This window comes from Kinneretia sp. DJ1R-11 (assembly GCF_025717595.1).
Lineage (GTDB): Bacteria > Pseudomonadota > Gammaproteobacteria > Burkholderiales > Burkholderiaceae_C > Paucibacter_A.
This window is the reverse complement of the sequence record NZ_JAJIRR010000010.1, coordinates 76,173-95,311: the sequence shown is the minus strand read 5'-3', so window position 1 is coordinate 95,311 and position 19,139 is coordinate 76,173. Positions and strand designations below refer to the sequence as shown.

The following is a 19,139-nucleotide window of genomic DNA, read 5'->3' as shown; positions in this document are numbered from 1 at the left end:
TCAGAAGGCGTAGCGGGCGCTCAGCATGTAGCGGCGACCGGTCTGGGTGAAGTACAGCGTTTCCTCCTTGGCCCGGCCGTGAACGCGCTGGATGCCGTCGTTCAGGTTCAGAGCCTCGAAGTTCACGCTGAGCTTCTTGCTGAACTTATAGCCCAAGCTGAGGTCCCATTGACCGTAAGCCTCGGTATAAGCCGGACCGGCACTGCCGAACACGTCGGCGCTGGTGCTGCTCAGGAACTCATCGCGCCAGTTGTAGGCCACGCGGGCGCTGTACTTGTCATCCTCGTAGAAACCCACCAAGTTGGACGAGTTGCTCATGCCCAGCAAGGCGTTCTGCTCGGTCAGGTTCAGGTTGTCGTACTTCAGCCCGGACTTGACCCAGGTGTAGTTGGCAGCCACACCGAAGCCTGTCTTGCCGAAGGCATGCTGCAAGTTCAGCTCCATGCCCTTGATGGAGTCGCTGCGCTGGTTGGTCGGCGCCGTGATGGTGAAGGCGGCCACCGGGTCACCCGTCTGACCGGAGATGGTGCCCAGCGGATTGCCGTTGCCATCGAAACCGGTGCGCACCACACCCTTGGTCCCGTTGTAGGTGTTGAGGATGTAGGTGCGGATGCAGGAGGCGTCCTTGGTCGGGCAGCTCTTGGTGACGGCTTCGTTGTAAAGCGCGCCGCCAATCGGCGAGGTCAAACCGGCCGGTGTCGACTGCAAGGTGCTGCTGCCGATGAAGTTGCTGATGTTCTTGCGGAACAGGCCCAGCGCGGCATAGCTCGACTTGGCGTAGTAGTACTCGGCCGAGAGGTCGAAGTTCTTGGACAGCAGGGGCTTCAGGCCCGGGTTGCCCTGGCTGCCGGAGCCGCCGTTGACGCGGAAGTCCGACAGCGTCACGCCACCCTGAATCGCACCCCAGCCAGGCCGGCCGATGGTTTCGCCGTAGCTGGCGCGCACCTTGACCTTGTCGCTGAGCTCAGCTTCCCAGTCGATGCTGGGCAGCAGGTACTTGTAGCTGCCCGACAGCGCAGTGAAGTCCGAGGCGCCACGAACCAGGGCGAACTCATTGGCGGACACCCAGTTGATGCCGGTGACGATGGGCACCAGGGCTTGGGAGTCGACCTTGGTGCGCTCGTAGCGCAGGCCGATATTGGCGCTCATGGGCACGCCCCAGACCCAGTCCTTGCCGTATTGCAGGTAGGCGCTGCTGGACTTCTCTTGGGTGCGGCGGTCGTCGGTGAAGTTGGACGAAGGCACGAACCACTTGTCGCTGCCGTCGGCCTTGATCGCCGCCGCGCGCACAGCCTGGAAGTCCCACAGATAGAAGTTGTTGAACAGATTGCCGCCATTGCTGCCCATGGAATGGGCAAAGTAGTTCTGCAGCTGGCCGGCCTGGAACAGGTTGTCGGGGTAGTCGCTCGGCTTGTTGTGGCCGCCCCAATCGTCTTGCTGGACATTGGCGAAGGCGGTGCGGTTTTTGACCTTGCTCATGCCGATGCCGAAGTCCAGACCCGAGCTCTCGTTCAGCACGTACTTGCCCTTGAACTGCGCCTGGTCGATCTGGTTGCGCATATAGCTGTTGCGGAAGGACGAACCCGTCACTTGCAGCAGGCTGGGGCTGGCCGCCGGGTCACCGGCCAGGCCAATGCTCAAGACCGGGAACTTCTGAGAGAAGTCGGCCGAGGCGCTGGCACGGTTGTACATGGACACGCCGAGCGTGGAGTTGCTGCCAAAGGGGCTGTCGGCGCCCGAGGTGGCGGTCGAGTGGTGGGCGTCAAGCTCCAGGGTCAGCGCATTCGAGGCCTTCCAGGCCACGTTCATGCCGGTCGACTGGTTCTTGTTCTTGGTGCCGTAGATGCTGCCGGCCATGGCCACGTCGGCCGGAGCCTTGGGGTCATAGGTCTCGGTGTAGGTAAGCGGTGCGGCGATCGGGCCATTGGTCCAGCTGGACGAAGACGGGCCGAAGTTGAACCAAGCCGAGAGCTCGCTGCGCTTGGAATGGATCTTGTTTTCCGAGTAGGTGTGATCGAAGGTCGTGGTCACGTCCTGCACCGGGCGGAACTGCAAGACCAGCTGGCCGTTGGTGCGGGTGCGCTCGAAGGAGTTCAGGCTGTAGCGCATCTCCTGCGGCACGACATAGAGGTCGGTGGGCTTGGGACGGTTGGTGATCTTGTCGGCACCCGCCTGGCCCGGCAGCGGGATGGTGCCCCAGTTCTGTTCGTCGCCCTTGAAAGTGCGCCAGCCGGCGTCCACCGCGGCTTGGTTGTAGCCGCCGTTGCGCTTCTGGATGCTGCCGATCAGGGCGATGCCGAAGCGACCATCGGCCGAAACATCGCTGTAGATGCCGGACACCTCGGGCGTCATCTGGCTGCCGTTCAGGCTGTCGGGCAGGCGCTTGTTGGACTCGTCGCTGACCATCTTGACGCCAACGCTGGCCACGCGCTGCTTGTTGTCCAGCGGGCGGGCGGTCTTGATGTTGATGGTGGCGCCGATGCCACCGGTGGGTGAATCGGCCCGGCTGGTCTTGTAGACCTCCAGGGCGGCCACGCCTTCCGAGGCCAGATTGGCGAAATCGAAGGAGCGCGAGTTCGAGGCAAAGGTCGCGCCGAGGCTGGAGGCGGGCATCTGCCGGCCGTTCAACAGCACCAGATTGAAGTCGGGGCCGACCCCGCGCACGGTGATCTTGGAGCCCTCACCGAGTGAGCGGTCGATGGACACACCGGCGATGCGCTGCATCGATTCGGCCAGGTTGGTGTCCGGGAACTTGCCGATGTCTTCGGCCACGATGCCATCCACCAGGCCGCGTGCGTTGCGTTTGAGGTTGAGGGAGGACTCCAGGCTCTGGCGAATGCCGGTCACGACGACGGCGTCGAGCTGGGCCTTGTTGGCGTCTGCGGGAGGGTTGCTCGCTTGCTGCGCATGCGCGGCGAGACTGGCCACCAGCAGGCCCACCGCGCTTGCCGAACGGGACAAACGAGTGACGGGTCGAGGATTTCTCATGAACTTGTCTCCGGGTATTTTTTGAAGGTCTGCCCAATGAAACGCTTGAAAGCGCTTTCATTACCAACAAGAATCGCGCATTTGCAAGCGCTTTCAAATTAGGCAACACCCTAGGTTGCTTGCTCCTCGCAACGCCAATCCCTACTTTGATCTTGCAAGCGCGCATCAAAGCTTGAGAGTTTTCGTAGCGAGCGGCCGTCAGGCTAGGCGGACGGAGCACAGGAACCGGAACGTACTTCCTGTACGTGAGGATTCCGAGCACCGGACCAACGACGCATGGCGGTCGCGCAGTAGAAAACTCTCAAGCGCTCAGCGAATGGCGCGCCGCACTGATTCGCGCAACACCAATTCCGGCGCCGCCAACTGCACCGCAGGCGCTTCGCCGCGCAGCAGGCTGAGCATGGCACCGGCCGCCTGCGCGCCCGTCTCATAGACGGAATGGCGCACCGTGCTCAACGGCGGCATGGTGTAGCGCGACATGATCAGGTCGTCGAAGCCGACGATGGAAACATCGTCCGGCACACGCAGATTGCGCCGCGCCAGACCCAGGATGGCGCCGTAAGCCATCTGGTCGTTGGAGCTGAAGATGGCACTGAAGGCGACGTCACGCTCCATCAGGCGGCTGATCGACAACATGCCACCGGCTTCGGTGTAATCGCTCGGCACGATCAACTCAGGCTCGACCGGAATGCCGGCGGCCGCCAGGGCGTCGAAGTAGCCGTGCTGGCGATCGATGGCGTCGTCATGGATCAAATCGCCAAGCAAGAGGGCGATACGCCGGTGGCCCAGCGAGATCAGATGTTCGGTGGCCAGGCGGGCGCCGGCGCGGTTGTCAAAGCTGAAGCTGAACAGGCGCTCGCCTGTCACCTGCCGCCCCACCACCACCATGGGCACGCTGTCGGACAGGGCCTCCAGCTCCTGGTTGTCCAGGCGGCCGGCCAGCACGATGACGCCGTCCACACGGCGCGACAACAGGGTCTCAATGGCCTTGCGCTCATCGGCCTCGTTCCAGTTGCCACTGACGAACAGCGGCACATAGCCGGCCGCTTCCAGCTCCACCTCGATGCCACTGAGTGCCTCGCCATAAAACGGGCTGCTGATGCGCTGGGTGACCACGCCGATGCTCATGGTGCGGCCGCCCGCCAGGCCGCGCGCCACCGGGTTGGGGCGGAAGCCGAGGCTGCTGATGGCTTCGTCCACCGCCGCCCGCTTGAGCGCGCTGACCGTGGCCGTGCCATTGAGGATGCGCGACACGGTGCTGGGCGAAACGCCGGCCCGGGCCGCCACCTGCTCGAGCGTGACGACGCCCTCGGCACGGCTTGACGGCGCTTTCTTGGCTGCGGGTTTGGCTTGCACTGAGGGTCCTTGACACGGGGGCCGGCCAGTGTAGGCGGCCCCAAGCGCGGCCCAACGCCGGCTCCGCGCTTGCCCCACTAGGGTTTACGCGGCTTGGTGCGCCGGGTCGGCCAGCACAGAATCGTGAAAGCGCTTTCAAAGCGTCAACAAACAAAAAACAATGACACGAGACAAGTCCCCCGACACGCGTCGGCGCCAGTTGCTGGCTGCAGCGGCGCTCGCACCTCTCGCCAGCAGCGCGCCGGCTCAGAGCGAACCACCGCGCCTGGTGGTGGCGGCCTTTCCGCTGCTGGACCAGGTCATCAAGCAGGCCCTGCCCGCCTGGAGCCAGGCGCATGGCGGTGTGCAGGTCGAGGTGATCAGCCGCCAGTACGACGATCACCACACGGCCATGACCACGGCCCTGTCTTCGGCCAGCGCCAGCCATCTGCCCGATGTGATCGCGCTGGAAACCATGTATATGGGCCGCTTCTCGCTGGGCGCCGGCCTGCAGGATTTATCCGTTCCGCCCTATCTGGCCGAAGGCCTGCGCGAGCGTTTCGTGCCCTTCGCCTTCGAGCAAGCGCGCAACCGCGAAGGCGCGGTGGTGGCGATTCCCGCCGACATCGGCCCGGGCTCGATGTTCTACCGCGCCGATGTGCTGGAGCGCGCTGGCCTGGGCCTGAAGGACCTGAGCGAAAGCTGGGAGGCCTACGTGCAAGCCGGCGTGCAGATCAAGGCCCGTACCGGTGCCTACCTGCTGGCACATGCACGCTATCTGAAGGACATCGTGCTGTTCTCCAGCACCCCGGCCGGCCAGAGCATTTACTTCGACGCCCAAGGGCGGCCCAGCATCAGCAGCCCGCTGTTCCAGCGCGCCTTCGAGCTGGCACAGAAGGTGCGGCGCCTGGGTCTGGACGCCATCGTCGACACCTGGCGCAATGACTGGAGCGAGCACCTGCGCCGCGGCAAGCTGGCGACCGAGCTCTCGGGCGCCTGGATGGCCAGCCAGATGGCCAAATCGGTGGCGCCCAACACCCATGGCCTGTGGCGCGCGGCCCAGTTGCCCGGCGGCAGCTTCGGCGGCTGGGGCGGCAGCTACTACGCCATACCGCGCCGCTCCGACGCCGGCCGCAAAGCCCTGGCCTGGTCGCTGATCCAGCACCTGACCCTGAGCCGCGAGCTGCAGCTCAGCGCTTTCAAGAACCAGGACGCCTTCCCCGCCCTGCTCAGCGCCCAGGATGACCCCTTCTTCGACGAACCGGTCGATTTCCTCGGCGGCCAACGCGCCCGCCAGTTGTGGCGCGAGGCGGCCCGCCGCATCCCCGCACGGCCCCTGCACCGGCAGAACAAGTTTGCCGAGGAGGTGGTCAATGGCGAGCTCGACAACGTGCTGATCTACGGCAAGTCCATTCCCAAGGCCCTGGCCGATGCCCAGGCCTTGCTGGTTCACAGGGCCACACGATGATGATGATGAACAAGACGAGTCCGTCATTTCGCCTGCCCCGCGCATGGGTGCCCTATCTGCTGCTCAGCCCCTTCCTGAGCCTGTTCGCAGTCTTCGGCCTGTTTCCCCTGCTGTTCTCGCTGTGGATGGCCTTCCAGAGCTGGGAACCCACGGCCGGGCTGGAAGCCATGCGCTTCACCGGCCTGGAGAACTTCATCTTTGTGCTGGGTGATGCCTGGTTCTGGAAAGCCCTGGGCAACACGCTCTGGCTGGCCGTGTTCTCGGGCCTGCCCCAGCATCTGGTGGCCCTGCCGCTGGCGGTCTTCATCAACCGCGCTTTCGGGCGCCACGGCCACAGCGTCGCGGCCGCCTACTTCCTGCCCTACATCACCTCGACGGTGGCCATCGCCATGATGTTCACCTCCCTGCTGTCCACCGACTACGGCCTGATCAACGCCATGCTCAAGTGGGCCTTCGGCATGGAGGCGATCAACTGGCTGTGGCAGCCGCAGACCCTCAAGCCAGCCGTGTCCATGGTGGTGTTCTGGCGCTATGTGGGTTTCAACCTGGTGCTCTACCTGGCCGCCCTGCAGACCATTCCGCGCGAGCTGTATCAAGCCGCCAAGCTGGACGGCGCGGGCTCCTGGTCCTGCTTCCGCTACATCACCCTGCCGGCGCTCAAGCCCATGATGCTGTTTGGAATAACCCTCAGCATCATCGGTGGCATGCAGCTGTTCGAGGAGCCCTTCATCCTCACCAACGGCCGCGGCGGCCCGGACCAGGCCGCCATGACGGTGGCCATCTACGTCTATCGCCTGGCCTTTGACTTCAGCGACTTCGGCGCCGCCAACGCCATCTCCTGGCTGCTGTTCGCCCTGCTGGCCACCATGACCTGGCTGACCAACAAAGCCTTCAAGGACCGCAAGCCATGAGCCGCCTGACGACAAAAACTCTCTCACGCGGGGCCGCCTATCTGCTGGTCGGTGGTGGGGCCCTGCTGATGCTGGCGCCCTTCTACTTCATGTTTGTGTTCGCCACCCAGTCGAACGCGGCCATCTTCAATGTGCCGCCGCCGCTGTGGTTCGACGGTGAACTGGGCCGCAATCTGCAGACCCTGACCACCCGCCTGCCCTTCTGGCGCAATCTGGGCTGGAGCCTCTATGTGGCGCTGATGTCCACGGCTCTCACCCTGCTGTTCTGCTCCATGGCCGGCTATGCCTTTGCCATGCTGGAGTTCCGCTTCAAGCAGCCGCTGTTCCTGCTCGTCATGGGCACCCTGCTGGTGCCCCCCTTCATGACCATGATTCCCAACTTCATGGTCATGGATGCCCTGGGCTGGCTGGACACCCACCGCGCGCTCTACATCCCCGGCGCCGCCGGCGCCTTCGGCATCTACCTGGTGCGGCAGTTCGCGGCCGCCTCGGTGCCGATGGAGCTGCTCAAGGCCGCGCGCATGGATGGCTGCAGCGAGTTTGGCATCTACTGGCGCATCGCCCTGCCACTGCTGCGCCCGGCCCTGGGCACCCTGGGCCTGATCACCTTCATCGCCTCCTGGAACAACTTCATGGCCCCGCTGGTGGTGCTGCGCCAGGCTGAGAGCTACACCCTGCCCCTGGCACTGCGCAGCCTGCAGGCCACCGTCAACACCGAGTGGGGCGCCATCATGGCCGGTTCGGCCATTGCGACCCTGCCGCTGATCGTCCTCTTCGTCATTTCATCCCGCCAACTGATCGCCGGTCTGACCGCTGGCGCCGTCAAATAATGTCCGCTGCAACTCACACCCCCACCTCCTCGGCTGACGTTCCCGCCAGCTTCCCGGCCGACTTCCTGTTCGGCGTGGCCACCAGCAGCTTTCAAATCGAGGGCGCGACCCATGTCGACGGCCGCGGCGAGTCGATCTGGGACCGCTTCTGCCGCCAGCCCGGCGCCATCTCCGATGGCAGCAATGGCGACATCGCCTGCGAGCATTTCGATCGCCTGGAACAGGACCTGGACCTGATCGCCTCGCTGGGCGTCAACTGCTACCGCTTCTCGCTGGCATGGCCACGCATCCAGCCCACGGGCCGGGGTGAGTGGAATGCCGCCGGCCTGGGCTTTTACGAGCGCCTGGTCGATGGCCTGCTGGCGCGCGGCATCAAGCCGGTGGCCACGCTCTACCACTGGGACCTGCCGCAAGCCCTGCAAGACCAGCAAGGCGGCTGGGCTGCGCGCGACACGGTGCACCGCTTTGTCGACTACGCCCGCCATGTGCAAAAGCATCTGGGCGACCGGCTCTACGCCCTGTCCACCCACAACGAACCCTGGTGCACCGCCACCCTGGGCCATGATCAAGGCGTGCACGCGCCGGGCCTGCGCGACCGCGCGTTGGCGGCTCAGGTTTCGCACCACCTGCTGCTCAGCCACGGCCTGGCCATGCAAGCCATGCGCGCCGAAGGCGGCTGCAAGAACCTCGGCATCGTCCTGAACATGGGCCCCAGCGTGCCCGCCACTGCCCACCCGGCCGACATCGCCGCCGCCCGCCTGGCCGACGCAAAGAGCCGCCGCTGGTACAGCGACCCGCTGTTCAAGGGCGAGTACCCGGCCGAAGCCCTGGCCGACCTTGGCGCCGATGCCCCCAAGATCGAAGCCGGCGACATGGCCGCCATGCGCGCGCCCATGGACCACCTGGGCATCAACTACTACACCCGCTATGTGGTCAACGCCGACGGCAAGCCCTGGGTCGCGCGCGAGCACGGCCTGCCCGCTTCGGACATGGACTGGGAGGTCTACCCCGAAGGCCTGACCGACATCCTCTGCCGCATGCACGCGGATTACCCCGACATGCCGCCGCTCTACATCACCGAGAACGGCGGCGCCTTCCCCGACCAGACCGTGGTCGACGGCCATGTGCACGACCTGGACCGCCTCGACTACCTACGCACCCACATCGCCGCCACCGCCGAGGCCCGCCGCCGTGGCGTGCGGGTGGACGGTTATATGGTGTGGAGCCTGATGGACAACTTCGAATGGGGCTTTGGCTACTCCAAGCGCTTCGGCATCGTCCATGTCGACTACGACACCCAGGCGCGCACGCTCAAGGCCAGCGCGCTCTGGTACCAAGACCTGCTGCGCCAGTGGCGCGCTCAAGGTTGACGCCGGGGGATGCCATCATGATGCACAAGACCCTGCACCCCAGCCGGCCACTGATGGCGGCCCTGGCCTCTTTGCTGGTCGCCTGCGGTGGCGGAGGTGCGACGGCCTCGCCGTCCCCAGCGCCCGCGCCCGCGCCCGCGCCCGCGCCTGCACCCGCACCGTCGCCAGCCCCCGCCCCCGCCCCCGCTCCAACACCAGCGCCGTCAAACCGCTGGACCCTGGTCTGGTCCGATGAATTCGAAGGGGCCGCCGGCACCCTGCCCAATGCCAAGCATTGGAACTACGACCTCGGCAACAAGGAAAGCAATGGCTGGGGCAACCACGAGCTGCAGTACTACACCGCTGCCGCCCGCAATGCCGCACTCGACGGCCAGGGCCATCTGCTGCTGCGGGCCGAGAAGCAAGCCAACGCCGGCCCGTGTTGGAACGACAAACCCTGCGAGTACAGCTCGGGCCGCCTGCGCAGCGACGGCAAGGTCAGCTTCAGCTACGGCAAGCTGGAAGCGCGCATCAAGATTCCCGGCGGCCCCGGCATCTGGCCGGCCTTCTGGACCCTGGGCGAAGACAAGCTGCCCTGGCCCGCAGCCGGCGAAATCGACGTGCTGGAGAACATCGGCAAGGAGCCCAACAACGTCTACGGCACCGTCCATGGTCCCGGCTACTCCGGCGCCCAGGGCATTGGCAAGAAGTACAGCGCCTCCCAGCCGATTTCCCAGGATTTCCATGTTTTCACCCTGATCAAGCGCCCGCAAGAGTTGGTCTGGCTGATTGACGGCGTCGAGTACCACCGCCTCACACCGGCCGGCCTGCCCGCGGGTGCACCTTGGGTGTTCGAGCGTGCCTTCTTCGTCATCCTCAATCTCGCCGTCGGCGGCGACTGGCCCGGCAACCCCGACGCCAGCACGCCCTTCCCGGCAGAGATGCAGGTCGACTGGGTACGCATCTACAAAGAGGACTGAAGCGTGAACGTTTTTCTACTGCGCGGCCGCCATGCGTCGTTGGCCCTCGCTCCGGAATCCTCACGTACATCACAGTACGTTCCGGTTCCTGCGCTCCGTCCGCCTAGCCTGACGGCCGCTCGCGACGAAAAACAAACACCGAACAGATCATGCTGCGCACGCTGAGCCACGACTTCACGCCGGTACTCCCGCGCGCCGGCGTGTCCGCGCGCGCTGCCGGCCAGGGCCCAGAGCCGGAAGGCACAGCCCGAAATTTCGCCATCGACTGGTCACGCATCTTCCCCAAGGGCGTGGGTGCCCGCGCCGATGCCGCAAGCTTGGGCGAGGTCTCGCGCGAGATCGACCGCATGTTGGCGCAAGGCCTTCAGCCCTGGGCCACCCTGCATCAGGGTCAGCTGCCGCCCGCCCTGCTGGAGCAAGGCGGCTGGTTGAAGCGCTCGACCATCGGCGCCTTTGCCGACTTCGCCCGCCTGATGGGCGAACAGCTGGGCGACCGGGTGCGGCACTGGATCACTCACGACGACCCGGGCCACGCAGCCCTGGACTTGAACGCCGAGTCGAGTGACGGCTCACGAGCACTGCACCGCGCCTTGCAGATCAGCCACCATCGCCTGATCAGCCATGGTGAAGCACTGCGTGCCCTGCGCAGCGCGGCCCCGGGCGCGCAGGTCGGCCTCATCCTGAGCCTGCAGGCGATTCGGCCGGCCAGCCACCGAGCCGCCGACCTGGCCACGGCCGTGCGCCAAGATGGCCTGCGCAACCGCTGGTGGCTGGACCCGCTATTCGGCCGCGGCTACCCCAGCGATGTGCTGCAAGCCCTGGGCGTGGATGCGCCCACCGTGCTGCCCGGCGATCTGCGCAGCATGGCCAGCCCCTGCGACTTTCTCGCCATCCGGCCCCAGCGCCACGAACAGCATGCCTCCTTCGGGCCTGAATCCGAAGTCGACGCGGCCCGCATCCTCGAGCTGCTGGAACGCGTGCACCACGGTTACACGCCGCCAGCGCTCTATCTGATCAGCCCCGAGGCCTCGGCCCAAGCCCCAGCGCGGACCTCGGCCCGCCTCATGCCCAGCGGCCCCTCGCCGCGCTCCTTCCCTCGCACCGAAAGGGTCTCGTTTTGAGCCGCGTCTGCATCCAAGGCCTCAACATCCGCTTCGGCGGACACGAGGTCATCCGCCACCTCGACCTCGACGTCCAGTCCGGCGAGTTCCTGGTTCTGCTGGGCCCCTCGGGCTGCGGCAAATCGACCCTGCTGCACAGCATTGCCGGCCTCAACCCCATCAGCGGTGGCCGCATTCTGATCGGCGACAAGGACATGAGCCAGGCCGAGCCCAGCGCCCGCGGCGTGGGCATGGTGTTTCAGAGTTATGCGCTCTACCCGCATATGAGCGTGCATGACAACCTGGCCTTTCCGCTCAAGATGGCCGGCCTGCCCAAACCCGAAATCGAAGCCCGGGTGGCGCGCGCCGCCGCCATGCTGCAGCTGGACGCCCTGCTGCAGCGCCGCCCGGCCCAGCTCTCCGGCGGCCAGCGCCAGCGCGTGGCCATCGGCCGCGCCGTGGTGCGCGAGGCCAGCGTGCTGCTGCTGGACGAACCGCTGTCCAACCTCGACGCCAAGCTGCGCACCGAGCTGCGCCGCGAGCTCAAGCAGCTGCATGCACGCCTGGGCAACACCATGATTTACGTGACCCACGACCAGGTGGAGGCCATGACCCTGGCCACCCGCATCGTCGTGATGCACGAGGGTGCGATCCAGCAGATCGGCACGCCGGCCGAGGTCTACGAGCGGCCGCGCACCTTGCGCGTGGCCAGCTTCGTCGGCTCGCCGACGATCAACCGCCTCGCCGGTCAGCTCAGCGGTGGCCAGTTCCAGACCGGTGCGCTGCAGCTGGCCGGGCCGACCGCAGCCAGCGCCGGCCCCCTGACCCTGGGCGTGCGGCCCGAGGACGTGGTGCTGGGCACGAGCCAGCCCTTCGAGGGTCAGGTCGAGCTGATCGAGCCACTGGGCAGCCAGCACCTGCTCTGGTTGCGCAGTGGCGAGCACCTGATCTGCGCCGTGCTGCCGGGCCAGCCTGCGCTGCAAGCCGGCGATCGCCAGCACTTTGGTTTCGACGCGCGCCGCCTGCATTGGTTCGACGCCCAGGGCCTGCGCGTGGAATAAAGCCGGTCGAAACAGGCGGCGAAGGTCACGGCGGCCGGCTGGCCGCAAAGGGACAGACAATCAGGGCGTCCAAGCTTCCGCGCCACCCAGCCCGGCCCCGCCATGACCTGCCTCTTGCGAACCGCCCTGCTGGCCTGCTGCATCGCTGTGAGCGGTCTCGTGGCGGCGTCCGCGCAAGCTCAGACCGTCAGCTTCATCAACCCGGGTCATGCGGACGAGGCCTACTGGCGCAGCGCCAGCCAAGCCATGGAAGCCGCCGCACGCAGCCTGGGCATGAAGCTGGAGGTGCTGTACGCCGAGCGCCAGCCTGAACGCGCCCTGGCCCTGAGCCGCGAGCTGGCGGCGCGGCCGCGCGAGCAACGCCCTGACTATGTGATCCTCAGCAACGACAAAGGCGTGCTGGTGGAGTGCGCCCAAAATCTCGCAGCCGCCCGCATCAAGAGCTTTGCGGCGTTCTCGGGCCTCCTGCCCCAGGAGCTGAAACGCTGGAGCCCGCGCAGCGGCTTGCCTTTGCTGATGGGCAGTCTGGAACCTCGGGCCCAGGACGCCGGCTACCTCAGTGCAAAAGCTCTGATCGAGCAAGGCCTGGCGCGTCAGATGCACGGCAGCGACGGCCGCCTGCATCTGCTCGCCATCGCAGGGGACCGCTCCACGCCGAGTTCCATCCAGCGCAATCAGGGCCTGCGCCAGGCTCTGGCCGAGCATCCCAAAGTGGAGCTGGACGCTCAGGCCTTCGCCGACTGGCGCCGCGACTTGGCGCGCGAACGCATGCAAGGCCTGCTGCAACGCGGCCATGCGCCCCAGTTGGTCTGGGCGGGCAGCGACCTGATGGCCTTCGGTGCCATGGAAGCCGCCGAAGCGCGCGGCCTGACGCCGGGCCGGGAGCTGCTGTTCTCGGCGATCAATACCTCCGACGAGGCCATGCAGTCGGTGATCGCCGGCCGCCTCAGCTCCCTGGCTGGCGGCCACTTTCTGACCGGCGCCTTTGCCATGGTGCTGTTGCACGACCTGTACCGCGGCCGCGATTTCGCTGACGAAGGCCTGGTGCTCGAGCGCCCCATGTTCATGCGCTTTGACAGCGCCGCGGCCCAGCGCTTTCTGGCCCGGCCCAGCTTGACCGAGCTCGACTTCCGCCGCTTCAGCAAGCTGCACAACCCGCGGCTGCGCCGCTACAACTTCGGCCCGCAAGGCTTGCTGGATGGCAGCGCTGCGGCGCCATGAGATCACCCGGGGACTTTGGTATCGCCCCGGCAGCGCGATTCGTGCCGTGTTCGACGCCAGTCGACATTTGAGAAAACCGATGAATTTGTCGTCATGGCTAGGCGCAAACCACAGCGATGCCGAGTGGCATGGCGAGGATTTGCAACAACGCCAGGGCGGCAAAGGCGCGGTTTTGCATGCTGACTGGCGTCGAACACGGCACTAGTATCGCCCTGCCGCTCCGGCCACGCGCAGATAGACATAGGCGGCCCAGGCCACCAGGGCCCGCCGCAGCACCGCACGCAGACCCTGACCGACCCGGTGCTCGCGGTCCACCTGATGCGAGCACTGCAAAGCCTGCTCAAACTCGGCCGCCACCGCACGTGAGAAATCAGCATCACGGACGATCACATTGGCTTCCAGATTGAGCAGCAGGGACAGGGGGTCGATGTTGGAACTGCCCACGGTCGCCCAGCTCTCGTCCACCACGGCCACCTTGGCGTGCAAAAAAGCCGGCGTGTACTCGTAGATTTCCACGCCGTGGCCCAGCAGCTCGGTGTAGAGCGCCTGGGCCGCCATGCCAGCGAGCAGATAGTCCACCTTGCCCTGCAGCAGCAGGCGCACCCGCACGCCACGCCGGGCGGCGTCACGCAGGGCGCGGCGGAAAGCGTGGCCGGGGTAGAAGTAGGGCGTGATCAGGTCCACCCGTGTCGAGGCCGAACGGATGGCATCGATGTAGGCGCGCTCGATGGTGCGGCGCTGACGCAGGTTGTCGCGGAGCACAAAGGCCGCGCACACGGGGGGCAGGTCTTGCCCTCGCAAGGCCTCGTCGGCGCCGGCGCGCTGACGCCTGCGCAACCAGTGGGCACGCGGCATGCGCAGGCCCTGCACCAAGCGGCGCAGGCGCGAGAGCGGCTCGCGGCTGCGCACCAGAGCGCGCAGCTCCTCGCCGAAATCGCGGCCCAGCCAAGCGCGCGTCCAAACGGCGCGTGCCGCCTGCTCCATGGGCAGCACGGCCGGGCCGGTCAGCGCCACGGCAAAATCCAGGCGCGGCTGTTCGGTGGCGCCGTGGTTGAGATCCATGCGGTCGCCGATGACATTGATGCCGCCCACAAAGCCCTGCTCACCATCAACCACGCAGAGCTTCTGGTGCAAGCGCCGCAGCTGCCCGGGTTGCAGCCAGCTGTACCAGCGATCGATGGGCCGAAACACGGCCAGGGCCACACCGCTGCCCTCGAACTGCGCGTTCAGCCAGTCCAGCGAGGCCTTGCTGCCGAATCCGTCGACCACCACCCGCACCCGCACCTGACGCGCGGCCGCCGCACGCAAGGCCGCGGCCAACTCGTGCCCGGCCTCGTCGTGATGAAAGATGTACGTGGCCAACCAGACCTCACGCCGGGCCGCGGCAATGGCCTCAGCCTGCAGGGGGAACAAGGCATCGCCGCCGCGCAGCAGCTGGAGCTGGTTGCCGCCGCTGAACTCCGGGCTGGGCTGGGCGTGCCAGGACAGCAAGGATTCATGCTCGGTGCCGACATCGTCGGCCTGGGCCGCCCCGCTCACACCTTCTCCAGCTCCAGCTCAGCCAACAAGGGCAGGTGGTCGGACATGCGCGCCCATACCGGGCCCTTGGGCACCTGCATGTTCACGCAGCGCAGGCCGCGCGTGTAGATGCGGTCGAGCGAAAAGAAGGGCAGGCGCGAGGGAAAGGTGGCATAGCGCGAGCGCCCATGGGGCGCCACGGCCCGCTGCAGGCCACGCTCGCGCATGGGTGCGTCCAGACGCTCACCCCAGTCGTTGAAATCACCGGCCACCAGCAGCACTGCATCGGCCGGCACATGGTGTTGGATGAACTCCGCCAGACGCTGCACTTGGCGCACGCGGCCGCTGTGCATCAGGCCCAGATGCGCCACCACAGTGTGGATCTCCTGGCCCTGCCACTGCACCGGCACATGGAGCAGACCGCGCTGCTCGAAGCGGTGGTCGGAGACATCGTGATGGCCGATGTCACCGAGCGGAAAACGCGAGAGCAAGGCATTGCCATGCTCGCCATGCTTGGTCACGGCATTGGTGCGGTAAGCGACCTCATAGCCATCGGGCGCCAGGAACTCGGCCTGCCCTTGATCGGGCCAGCCGAACCAGGTGCGCTGGAACTCCTTGGCTTCCTGGTGGTGGAAATGGCGTACCTCTTGCAGGAACACCAGGTCGGCATCGAGAGCGGCCACACCCAGGCCCAGGTTGTGGATCTCCAGGCGCTTCTGCGGGCCCATGCCGCGCACACCTTTGTGGATGTTGTAGGTGGCCACGCGCAAGCGCGGCGGTGCACTGGCGGCCGCGCTGTCGTGCTGCACCGAATTGCTGAAGGCATTGCCCGTCATGCCGGCATCACCACGAAGTTCGGCAGTTGCAGCACCGCCTCGGCATTGGAGGGCGAAAAGCACAGATCGGCTGCCTCGCGCAGCGGCAGCCAGCGGTACTGCAGATGCTCGCGCGGGGCCAGGCGCACGGCCGTGCCGGCCGGCACGGTCAGACCGAAGACATGCTCGGTGTTGCGTGTCACGCCGGGCGCATAACGGTGGCGCCAGACGGGATAGATTTCGTACTCATTGGCCAAACCCCAGTCGCGCAACAGGCCCTGGCTGGCCTCGATGCCGGTTTCTTCCTGCACTTCGCGGCGAGCAGTCTCGGCAATCGGCTCGTCCAGTGCGTCCTTAGAGCCGGTCACGCATTGCCAGAAACCGGGCCGGTCGGCCCGCTCCAGCATCAGCACCTGCAGATCGGGCGTGTGAATGACCACCAGCACCGATTCAGGGATCTTGTAAGGCCGCGTCGCAAAGGGTTCAGCTGGGGTCATCGCAGTCATGGCCGAAGCATAGCCCAGGGCCACTCCTCTGCAGATGACGAGGGCCATGCCTGGCATGACCCCACGGCCAGGTGCTCAGAGCTTGAAAATTTCTGTAGCGAGCGGCTGTCAGGCTAGGCGGACGGAGCACAGGAACCGGAACGTACTTCCTGTACGTGAGGATTCCGAGCACCGGACCAACGACGCATGGCAGTCGCGCAGTAAAAAACTTACGAGCTCTCAGCCCTTGCCGGACTTGGTCGCCACCGGCGGCGGCAGGTCCTTGGCCGCCAGCTCGCGCACCTGCACGACCAGCTTGTTGTGTGCGTCGAGGAAGGCCGCGGCGATCACTTTGCCTTCGTTACTATTGGCCCACACAGCGCCACCGGCGCCGCCCAACTTGCCAACCACCAGGCCGCCCATGCCGAGGTCGGTGACGCGCACCGAGCCGGTGGCGGCGGCGATCTGCTCGGTGGTTTCGTTGTCAGTCAGCAGCAGAGCCACCTGAGCTTCCTTGAGCTTGACCTGCTCGGCCGCGGCGACGAACTTGTTCAGCACCGGAATCTGCGCCATCAGGCCGCCGACCTCGCGGCCGGCGTTTTGCTCGCTGAAGCTGAGGCTGGGCGTCAGGCTGTACTGGGCCTCATAGCCCTTGCCCTTGTGCACCGTGCTGCCCTGTTGGCGCAGGATGCCGGCGTCCTTCAGCTCTTGCTCCTTGATGGTGGCCTTGAGGCCAGCGGCGCGGTCCACCACGCGGAAGCAGCCGCTTTGCTGGGCCAGCAGGCGGATCAGCGGCACGGGTGAGCTGGGCAAGTTGTAGCTGCTGGCGACGGTGTAGCCGCTGGGGTTCTCGACCAGGGCCAGCGTGGCCACAGGCGCCTCGCACTTCATCAGCTCGCGGCTGGCCTTGTGGGCGCCGGCCGCGCCGGCCGAGCCGGTGATCTCCGAGCTGCCCTCACCCAAGGTGGCGCCCTGCTTGCCGCAGGCGGCCAGGGTGAGAGTCAGCGCCAGCACGGACAGGGCGGCGGGGCTTCGACGTGTCTTCGACAGGAACATCCGGTAGCACTCCCTACGTTTGGTAACAGGCCAAAAAAAAAGGGCAGCCGAAGCTGCCCTGGTGTGATGCAGATGCTTTGCGCATCAAGTGCCGCTGGTGCCAGACACCGCCGCGGCATTGCGCAGGCGGATGTGCAGCTCGCGCAGCTGCTTGTCGTCGACATTGCTCGGTGCGCCGGTCAGCAGGCACTGGGCGCGCTGGGTCTTGGGGAAGGCGATCACGTCGCGGATGGACTCGGCCTTGGTCATCATGGTGACGATGCGGTCCAGGCCAAAGGCCAAGCCACCGTGCGGCGGGGCGCCGTACTGCAGCGCGTCCAGCAGGAAGCCGAACTTGACCTGCGCGTCTTCCTTGCTGATCTTGAGCGCGTCGAAGACCTTGCTCTGCACCTCGGCACGGTGGATACGGATGGAGCCGCCGCCGAGCTCCCAGCCGTTCAGCACCATGTCATAGGCCTTGGCGATGCAAGCCGCCGGGTCGGTGACCATCAGGTCCTCATGGCCGTCCTTGGGCGCGGTGAAGGGGTGGTGCACGGCCGCCCAGCGGTCGTTCTCTTCGTCGTGCTCGAACATCGGGAAGTCGACCACCCACAGCGGTGCCCAGACATCGTTGAACAAGCCATTGGCCTTGCCGAACTCGCTGTGGCCCACCTTCAGGCGCAGGGCACCGATGGCATCGTTGACCACCTTGGCCTTGTCGGCGCCGAAGAAAATCAGGTCGCCGTCTTGCGCGCCGGTGCGCGCCAAGATGTCGGCCACGGCTTGATCGTGCAGGTTCTTGACGATGGGCGACTGCAGACCTTCGCGGCCCTTGGCCACTTCATTGACCTTGATCCAGGCCAGGCCCTTGGCGCCGTAGATCTTGACGAACTCGGTGTAGCTGTCGATCTCGCCGCGGCTGATCGAAGCGCCACCGGGCACGCGCAGGGCCACGACACGTCCACCCTTGGTGGTGGCAGGGGTCGAGAAGACCTTGAAGTCGACATCGCCCATGACATCGGTCAGCTCGGTGAACTGCAGCTTGACGCGCAGATCAGGCTTGTCCGAGCCGTAGAGGTGCATGGCGTCCGCATACTTCATGACCGGGTACTCGCCCAGGTCCACGTTCAGCGCCTTCTGGAAGACGTGGCGGATCATGCCTTCGAACATAGCCCGAATCTCTTCCTCGCTGAGGAAGGAGGTCTCGATATCGATCTGGGTGAACTCAGGCTGGCGGTCGGCGCGCAGGTCTTCGTCGCGGAAGCACTTGGTGATCTGGTAGTAGCGGTCGAAACCGGCCACCATCAGCAGCTGCTTGAACAGCTGAGGGCTTTGCGGCAGCGCGAAGAACATGCCGTCGTGCACGCGGCTGGGCACCAGGTAGTCACGCGCACCTTCGGGCGTGCTCTTGGTCAACATCGGGGTTTCAATGTCGACAAAACCGCGCTCGTCGAGGAATTTGCGCACTTCCATGGCCACGCGGTAGCGCAGCATCAGGTTGTTCTGCATATAGGGGCGACGCAGGTCCAGCACGCGATGGGTCAGGCGCGTGGTCTCGGACAGGTTCTCGTCGTCCATCTGGAACGGGGGCGTCACCGAGGGGTTCAGCACTTCCAGGCTGTGGCACAGCACTTCGATCTTGCCGCTGGTCAGGTTGGCGTTCTCGGTGCCGGCCGGGCGCAGGCGCACCAGGCCAACAATCTTCAGGCAGAACTCATTGCGCACATCGGAGGCGATAGCGAACATCTCGGGGCGGTCCGGATCGCAGACGACTTGCACCAGGCCTTCGCGGTCGCGCAGGTCGATGAAGATCACGCCACCATGGTCGCGGCGGCGGTGGGCCCAGCCCATCAGGGTGACGGTCTGACCCTGCAGGGTCTCGGTGACTTGGCCGGCGTAACAGGTTCTCATTGCAGATTCACTCCAGTATTTCTTTGATTCGGGTTGGCGGCGCCAGCGAAAGGGGCGCGGCCATGTATGTGTGTGTTCAGTTCGAGGCAGAGCGGCGCTGAGGGGCTGCATCCAAAGCCCTCAGGGTTGAGC

15 protein-coding genes are annotated in these 19,139 nt (G+C 66.0%); 8 read left to right on the top strand and 7 right to left on the bottom strand.

The genetic code is table 11. The annotated features are described in order from the left end of the window. Together LNV23_RS16780 and LNV23_RS16775 are read right to left on the bottom strand one after the other, a co-directional pair. Positions 1–2,988: a TonB-dependent receptor gene (locus LNV23_RS16780; RefSeq protein WP_263564031.1), complete on the bottom strand. Its 2,988-nt coding sequence runs from the start codon at positions 2,986–2,988 to the stop codon at positions 1–3. 309 nt (positions 2,989–3,297) lie between these two features. Beyond that, the gene (locus tag LNV23_RS16775; protein WP_263564030.1) at positions 3,298–4,344 is read right to left on the bottom strand and encodes a LacI family DNA-binding transcriptional regulator; all 1,047 of its coding nucleotides are present in this window, start codon (positions 4,342–4,344) and stop codon (positions 3,298–3,300) included. Between the two features lie 160 nt (positions 4,345–4,504). Between LNV23_RS16775 and LNV23_RS16770 the strand changes: the two genes are divergently transcribed. The 8 genes from LNV23_RS16770 to LNV23_RS16735 all read left to right on the top strand — a co-directional run bounded on the left by LNV23_RS16770 (position 4,505) and on the right by LNV23_RS16735 (position 13,243). Beyond that, positions 4,505–5,791, top strand: a complete 1,287-nt coding sequence (locus tag LNV23_RS16770; protein WP_263564029.1) for an extracellular solute-binding protein — start codon at positions 4,505–4,507, stop codon at positions 5,789–5,791. Next, the gene (locus tag LNV23_RS16765) at positions 5,788–6,702 is read left to right on the top strand and encodes a carbohydrate ABC transporter permease (protein ID WP_263564028.1); all 915 of its coding nucleotides are present in this window, start codon (positions 5,788–5,790) and stop codon (positions 6,700–6,702) included. Before LNV23_RS16770 ends, LNV23_RS16765 begins: the two co-directional genes overlap by 4 nt. Then, a complete protein-coding gene (locus tag LNV23_RS16760) occupies positions 6,699–7,532 on the top strand; it encodes a carbohydrate ABC transporter permease (RefSeq protein WP_263519960.1) in 834 nt (277 codons plus the stop codon). Before LNV23_RS16765 ends, LNV23_RS16760 begins: the two co-directional genes overlap by 4 nt. After that, entirely contained in the window at positions 7,532–8,902 is a 1,371-nt protein-coding gene (locus LNV23_RS16755) for a GH1 family beta-glucosidase (RefSeq protein ID WP_263564027.1), read from the top strand. Before LNV23_RS16760 ends, LNV23_RS16755 begins: the two co-directional genes overlap by 1 nt. A 17-nt stretch (positions 8,903–8,919) precedes the next feature. Next, positions 8,920–9,861: a glycoside hydrolase family 16 protein gene (locus LNV23_RS16750; RefSeq protein ID WP_263564026.1), complete on the top strand. Its 942-nt coding sequence runs from the start codon at positions 8,920–8,922 to the stop codon at positions 9,859–9,861. A 149-nt stretch (positions 9,862–10,010) separates the two neighbouring features. Continuing rightward, positions 10,011–10,982, top strand: coding sequence for a family 1 glycosylhydrolase (locus LNV23_RS16745; protein ID WP_263564025.1), 972 nt, complete (start codon positions 10,011–10,013; stop codon positions 10,980–10,982). Then, entirely contained in the window at positions 10,979–12,022 is a 1,044-nt protein-coding gene (locus LNV23_RS16740; RefSeq protein ID WP_263564024.1) for an ABC transporter ATP-binding protein, read from the top strand. Before LNV23_RS16745 ends, LNV23_RS16740 begins: the two co-directional genes overlap by 4 nt. 102 nt (positions 12,023–12,124) lie before the next feature. Continuing rightward, on the top strand, positions 12,125–13,243 hold the full coding sequence (locus LNV23_RS16735; protein ID WP_263564023.1) for an ABC transporter substrate-binding protein: 1,119 nt from the start codon (positions 12,125–12,127) through the stop codon (positions 13,241–13,243). 201 nt (positions 13,244–13,444) lie between these two features. On the opposite strand, the gene clsB is transcribed toward LNV23_RS16735, so the two are convergent. The 5 genes from clsB to aspS all read right to left on the bottom strand — a co-directional run bounded on the left by clsB (position 13,445) and on the right by aspS (position 19,007). After that, positions 13,445–14,782: a cardiolipin synthase ClsB gene (gene clsB / locus LNV23_RS16730; protein ID WP_263519966.1), complete on the bottom strand. Its 1,338-nt coding sequence runs from the start codon at positions 14,780–14,782 to the stop codon at positions 13,445–13,447. Then, complete coding sequence (locus tag LNV23_RS16725; RefSeq protein WP_411910591.1) at positions 14,779–15,597, bottom strand: endonuclease/exonuclease/phosphatase family protein; 819 nt, start codon at positions 15,595–15,597, stop codon at positions 14,779–14,781. Before LNV23_RS16725 ends, clsB begins: the two co-directional genes overlap by 4 nt. Further along, positions 15,594–16,082: a dihydroneopterin triphosphate diphosphatase gene (nudB, locus tag LNV23_RS16720; RefSeq protein WP_263564022.1), complete on the bottom strand. Its 489-nt coding sequence runs from the start codon at positions 16,080–16,082 to the stop codon at positions 15,594–15,596. The genes LNV23_RS16725 and nudB overlap by 4 nt, the downstream gene beginning before the upstream one ends. Before the next feature lie 219 nt (positions 16,083–16,301). After that, positions 16,302–17,117, bottom strand: a complete 816-nt coding sequence (locus tag LNV23_RS16715; RefSeq protein ID WP_263564021.1) for a CsgG/HfaB family protein — start codon at positions 17,115–17,117, stop codon at positions 16,302–16,304. Positions 17,118–17,201: 84 nt separating this feature from the next. Further along, a complete protein-coding gene (gene aspS / locus LNV23_RS16710; protein WP_263564020.1) occupies positions 17,202–19,007 on the bottom strand; it encodes an aspartate--tRNA ligase in 1,806 nt (601 codons plus the stop codon). Between the last annotated feature and the right edge of the window lie 132 nt (positions 19,008–19,139).

Coding starts and splice junctions, on each gene's coding strand:
- LNV23_RS16715 (WP_263564021.1), bottom strand. CDS start 17,117: ATGTTCCTGTCGAAGACACGTCGAAGCCCCGCCGCCCTGTCCGTGCTG.
- LNV23_RS16780 (WP_263564031.1), bottom strand. CDS start 2,988: ATGAGAAATCCTCGACCCGTCACTCGTTTGTCCCGTTCGGCAAGCGCG.
- LNV23_RS16765 (WP_263564028.1), top strand. CDS start 5,788: ATGATGATGATGAACAAGACGAGTCCGTCATTTCGCCTGCCCCGCGCA.
- LNV23_RS16770 (WP_263564029.1), top strand. CDS start 4,505: ATGACACGAGACAAGTCCCCCGACACGCGTCGGCGCCAGTTGCTGGCT.
- LNV23_RS16735 (WP_263564023.1), top strand. CDS start 12,125: ATGACCTGCCTCTTGCGAACCGCCCTGCTGGCCTGCTGCATCGCTGTG.
- LNV23_RS16750 (WP_263564026.1), top strand. CDS start 8,920: ATGATGCACAAGACCCTGCACCCCAGCCGGCCACTGATGGCGGCCCTG.
- LNV23_RS16725 (WP_411910591.1), bottom strand. CDS start 15,597: ATGACGGGCAATGCCTTCAGCAATTCGGTGCAGCACGACAGCGCGGCC.
- LNV23_RS16745 (WP_263564025.1), top strand. CDS start 10,011: ATGCTGCGCACGCTGAGCCACGACTTCACGCCGGTACTCCCGCGCGCC.
- LNV23_RS16755 (WP_263564027.1), top strand. CDS start 7,532: ATGTCCGCTGCAACTCACACCCCCACCTCCTCGGCTGACGTTCCCGCC.
- nudB (WP_263564022.1), bottom strand. CDS start 16,082: ATGACTGCGATGACCCCAGCTGAACCCTTTGCGACGCGGCCTTACAAG.
- aspS (WP_263564020.1), bottom strand. CDS start 19,007: ATGAGAACCTGTTACGCCGGCCAAGTCACCGAGACCCTGCAGGGTCAG.
- LNV23_RS16760 (WP_263519960.1), top strand. CDS start 6,699: ATGAGCCGCCTGACGACAAAAACTCTCTCACGCGGGGCCGCCTATCTG.